General features: G+C 72.0%; 3 protein-coding genes and 2 pseudogenes. 2 read left to right on the top strand and 3 right to left on the bottom strand.

Annotated features, from left to right (window positions below; all coding sequences use genetic code 11):
* A pseudogene (locus EAO76_RS36510) lies at positions 1 to 505 on the top strand (IS5 family transposase); the annotation flags it as partial.
* 419 nt (positions 506 to 924) lie between these two features.
* Here the strand turns inward: EAO76_RS36510 and EAO76_RS36500 are convergent.
* The 3 genes from EAO76_RS36500 to EAO76_RS36485 form a co-directional block, all read right to left on the bottom strand.
* Positions 925 to 1,218 (bottom strand): hypothetical protein, encoded by a 294-nt coding sequence (locus EAO76_RS36500; protein WP_148840529.1) that lies wholly within the window; start codon positions 1,216 to 1,218, stop codon positions 925 to 927.
* Between the two features lie 37 nt (positions 1,219 to 1,255).
* A complete protein-coding gene (locus EAO76_RS36495; RefSeq protein ID WP_262376061.1) occupies positions 1,256 to 1,540 on the bottom strand; it encodes a hypothetical protein in 285 nt (94 codons plus the stop codon).
* Between the two features lie 427 nt (positions 1,541 to 1,967).
* A complete protein-coding gene (locus EAO76_RS36485; RefSeq protein ID WP_262376060.1) occupies positions 1,968 to 4,283 on the bottom strand; it encodes an Hsp70 family protein in 2,316 nt (771 codons plus the stop codon).
* Here EAO76_RS36485 and EAO76_RS36480 point away from each other — a divergent pair.
* Positions 4,278 to 4,425: pseudogene (locus EAO76_RS36480) on the top strand (serine/threonine protein kinase); the annotation flags it as partial. The gene EAO76_RS36485 and the pseudogene EAO76_RS36480 sit on opposite strands and share 6 nt — an antisense overlap.

Below are 4,425 nucleotides of genomic sequence, written 5' to 3'. Positions count from 1 at the left end.
GGTCGAGGTGCGCGATCGACTCGGTGAACATGCGGGCTTTGAAAAGGGGGACCTGACAGGTCCGAATCCTGTCGACCGGGGCAAGTACGGGTCGAAGATCCACCTGATCACCGAGCGGACCGGTCTGCCCCTCTCCGTCGGCATCTCCGGCGCCAACCTGCACGACAGCCAGGCCCTGATCCCGCTCGTGAAGGGCATACCGCCCATCAGATCCCGGCGGGGCCCACGCCGGCGCAGGCCCGCAAAGCTCCACGCCGACAAGGGCTACGACTACCGCCACCTGCGGCAATGGCCAGCACAGCGAGGCATCCGGCACCGCATCGCCCGCAAGGGCATCGAGTCCTCACAGCGACTCGGCCGACACCGCTGGACCATCGAACGCACCATGGCCTGGCTCGCCGGCTGCCGCCGACTCCACCGCCGCTACGAACGCAAGGCCGAACACTTCCTCGCCTTCACCAGCATCGCCTGCACCCTCATCTGCTACCGCAGACTCACCAAATGAGATGGCTTCTAAGCGGGGCCTGCCAGGCCGGGCTCCTCCGCCGCCCTGACCGACATCCCCCGGCCCGCCGCCTCGACGGCCAACAGTTCCATCGTCGACGTCCGCCGCCCAGGCATGACCAGCACCGCGAATCCCTCCTGCGCTCCGCAAAACCGCCACGCTAGCCCCACCGTGCCCACCACCGCAGCCGAGAATTCCCCACCCCAGGCCCCAAGGCGGGCCAGGAAACGACGAGCCACAGCTCAAGGTCAAGTGGCAGAGACACGGTACTGGTCAAGATCACTTGACAAATGGTCAAGATCGCCTGTCAGAGGACAGGCATCTCACCGCCGCAGGCCCGCGCCTCACACCCTCACACACACCTTGCTCACCTGGGGAGACGGGCTGTGCGCCTCACAGGAGCGGCGGGGATGGGAGGTCTACAGGACGGTGCCGTGCAGGGCGCGGCGGTCGCCGGAGAGCGCGTAGCGGCGGGCGGCGAGGCCGTGTTCAAAGGGCTCGCCGATCTCCTCGCACAGCAGCGCCAGGACATCGGCGGCCTCGATGTCGGGGAGGTAGGCCGGCGCGACGTCGAGCATCAGCTCGCCGATCGCGTGGGTACTGGCGGCGAGGTCGTCGACGACGCGGCGCGGCACGGCGGCGGTCGGGGCCGCCGGCGGCTCGGCGGGTGGTGGCGGGGCGGGGCGGACGTCTCGGACGGCCTGGCGGACCACGGCGCGCACCGTGGCCGTGTCAAGGGTCTGCAGGCCGCTATGGGCGAGCGTGGCGAGGCGGTGGGTGAATCAGCTCCGCAACGGTGTCCGCGCGGGCGGAGACGGCGGTCAGGGCGCGCTGGGACAGGCCGTAGTCGAGCGCGGCCCCGGTGGCCGGGCCGGTGTCTCGCGTGCGGGACGTCTCGGTGCCGGCGGTGACCGCTTCGTGGATCGCGGCCAGGGCGCGGGCGACATCGAGCAACCGGTATGCCTGCGCGCGGCTGATGCCGAACTCCGCCCGGCAGTACGCCTCCCACGGGGTGGAGCTGAGCGGCAGCCGCACCCGGCGGCGAGCACCGCCACAGAGCGCCGGACCTCGTCCATCGCCTCGCGCAGCCCGGCCGTCACCTCCCGGGCGCGGGCCGCGGTGAGCGGCTGCCGCGCCTGTTCGACGGCGTGCTCCTGGTCCTGGTCGCGGATGCCCACGACTCCATCGCCCTGCGCGTCGGTGGGGCGTACCAGGGCGTGCGGAAGCGCGGGCGCGAACTCCGCCTCACAGCCTCTCAGCTCCCCTTGTCCACCTGCGTAAACGGAGTGTGAGGCTCATGACCTGCCAGCCTTCGCCGGTTCGAGGCGTTCCTTGCGCAGGAGCGGCGGTGGCGGGGCGGGGCCGTCGGGAAGGAGGCCTCTGCGGCGCATGGCGTGCTTGCCCGGAGGGAGGTCCTGCTTGTCCCACCTGCCACCGTCGGTCGACCGCATGGGACGAGCCCTCAGAAGGCGGGGGTGGTCACGGGGGCGAGACCGCGCAGGCCGGTCCAGCGGGAGGAGCGGAGGAGCGCGGTTGCCCGTTCCATCGTCGCCTGGTCGACGGTGGCGGCTGTCTCGTTGCCCGTGCCCAGGTCCTTGGCCGTGATGTGGAGAATGCTGTTGGCGTCGCAGTCGGCCGTCACCTCGATCTGCGGCACGCCGCGGGGAGCGGGTGGCAGGGCGAGTTCGAGGACCGCAAGGGGCCGGTTGCGCGCCGCGTCCTCCTGCTCGCCCTCCACGACGTGGAGTATCACCGCGGGCTGGTGGTCCGTGTGCGTGGTGAAGATCTCGGAGCGTTTCGTGGGGATCGTCGTGTTCCGCTCGATCAGCTTCGTCGTGGTTCCCTCGTTGGTTTCGATGCCGATCGAGTAGGGGGTGGCTTCGATGAGCATCATGTCCTTCACCTCACCGGTCAGGATGCCCGCCTGAAGAACGGCGCCGTTGGCGACAGCCCCGGGGGACATGCCCCGGTAGGGCTCACGGCCGTCCGTGAGCCGGCGGATCAGGTCGCTCACCGCGGGCATCCGGGCGGCGCCGCCCGTCAGGACGACCCGGTCGACGTCGGCAAGGGTGTGCTCGGCGTCGGCGAGGACGTGTTCGACCAGGGTTCGGCAGCGTTCCAGCAGATCCCGGGTGAGCGTCTCGAACTCCTCGCGGGTCAGCTCCTCTTCGAGGTGGAGGGGACCGTCCGGTCCGGTGGCGAGGTGGGGCAGCCGGAGGGTTGTGGTGCGCGCCGCCGACAGCTCGATCTTCGCCGCCTGGGCCGCCTCGCGCAGCCGCTGGGCCGCGGCGTCGTCGCCGGTGAGATCCACACCGTGCCGCAGCCGTACGCGGTCGGTCAGGTGCTCGACGATCCGCAGGTCCCAGTCGTCGCCGCCGAGCCGGCTGTCGCCGGCGGTGGCGCGAGCCTCCACGACGCCGTCGCCGAGTTCGATGAGGGAGACATCGAGGGTGCCCGCGCCGAGATCGAAGATCAGGACGGTGCAGTCGTCCTGGGAACCGTAGGCCATCGCTACGGCCGAGGACTCGTTGATCAGCCGCAGGATGGGGAAACCGGCTTGTTCACCGGCCCGTGCCAGCGCGGCCCGCCGGCCGCGGGGGAAGCCGGCGGGCACCGCCAGCACAGCGCCGGTGAGCGGCCTGCCGAGGTGGGCCTCGGCATCCTGACGGAGGCGGGCGAGAATCAGCCCGGCCACGTCCTCGGCGGTCAGCCGGATGTCGCCCCGCGTGGCACGCCAGCTGGTGCCCAGCTTCAGCTTGGCGGCGCGCGGGGTGTGGCCGGGGTTGGTGAGGGCCTGCCGTTCTGCGGCCGTGCCGACGAGGACGTCTCCCTCGGCGGTGAGGGCCACCAGGCTGGGAGTGGTGTGCGCGCCCTGGGCGTTGGGGATCAGCCGGGCCTCGCCGGCTTCCAGGACGGCGATGGCCGAGTTCATCGTGCCGAAGTCGATACCGACGGCGGCCGGGCGTGCCCTGCCCGGTTCGCCGTCCGGCGGAGCCATGGCCTCGGCGGCTTCGGTGTAGGGGGCGGTCGGGGGCGTGGCGTGCCGCTGGACGAGAGTGGTGACGGCATCCGGCCAGGGTGAGACGCCGGGGAAGTCGTCCGTCGGCTCCCAGTGCGCGCCGATCCGCTCCAGCAGCGCTGTGAGCGTGGGCCGTTGGCGGGGGTCCTTCACCAGGCACGCGTCGACCAGTTCGCGCAGCGGTCCCGTGAGTCCGTCCAGCCGGGGCCGCCCGTTGACCACCCGGTGGAGCACCGCCGGCGGCGGGCCCTCTCCGAAGGGCCCGGCCCCCGTGGCGGCGAAGGCGATCACCGCCCCCAGCGCGAACACATCGCAGGCCGAGCCGACTTCGCCGCCCTCGGCCTGCTCGGGCGCCATGAAGCCGGCCGTTCCCACCACCAGGCCGGTCGCCGTCAGCGCGGTGTCCTCCAGCGTCCGCGCAATCCCGAAATCGATCACCCGTGGCCCGTCGGCGGCCACCAGGACGTTCGACGGCTTCAGGTCCCGGTGCAGCACCCCCACCGCGTGTATGGCCTGCAACGCCTCCGCCAGCCCCGCTGCCAGCCGCCACACCGCGTCTTCGGGCAACGGCCCCGCCATGCCGACCGCTTCCGCCAGGTCGGGCCCCGGAATGTAGACGGTCGCGATCCACGGCCGGTCGTCCTCCGGCCCGGCGGCCATCACCGGAGCCGTGAACGCCCCGCCCACTGCCCGCGCCGCCGCAACCTCCCGCGCGAACCGCTGCCGGAACTCCTCCTGCCGTGCCAGATGCGGATGCACCGGGACCTGAAGCCGTCGAACGTCCTGGTGGCCGCCGACGGGCCACGGGTGATCGATTTCGGGATTGCGCGGACGCTGGAGGACACCGCGCTGACGGCGACCGGCCTGGTGGTGGGAACGGCCGGCTTCATGGCGCCCGAGC

The sequence above is a fragment of the Streptomyces sp. sk2.1 genome (assembly GCF_008120935.1).
Classification (GTDB): Bacteria; Actinomycetota; Actinomycetes; order Streptomycetales; family Streptomycetaceae; genus Streptomyces.
The sequence above is the reverse complement of the archived record's forward strand: the minus strand, read 5'-3'. Positions and strand labels throughout refer to the sequence as shown.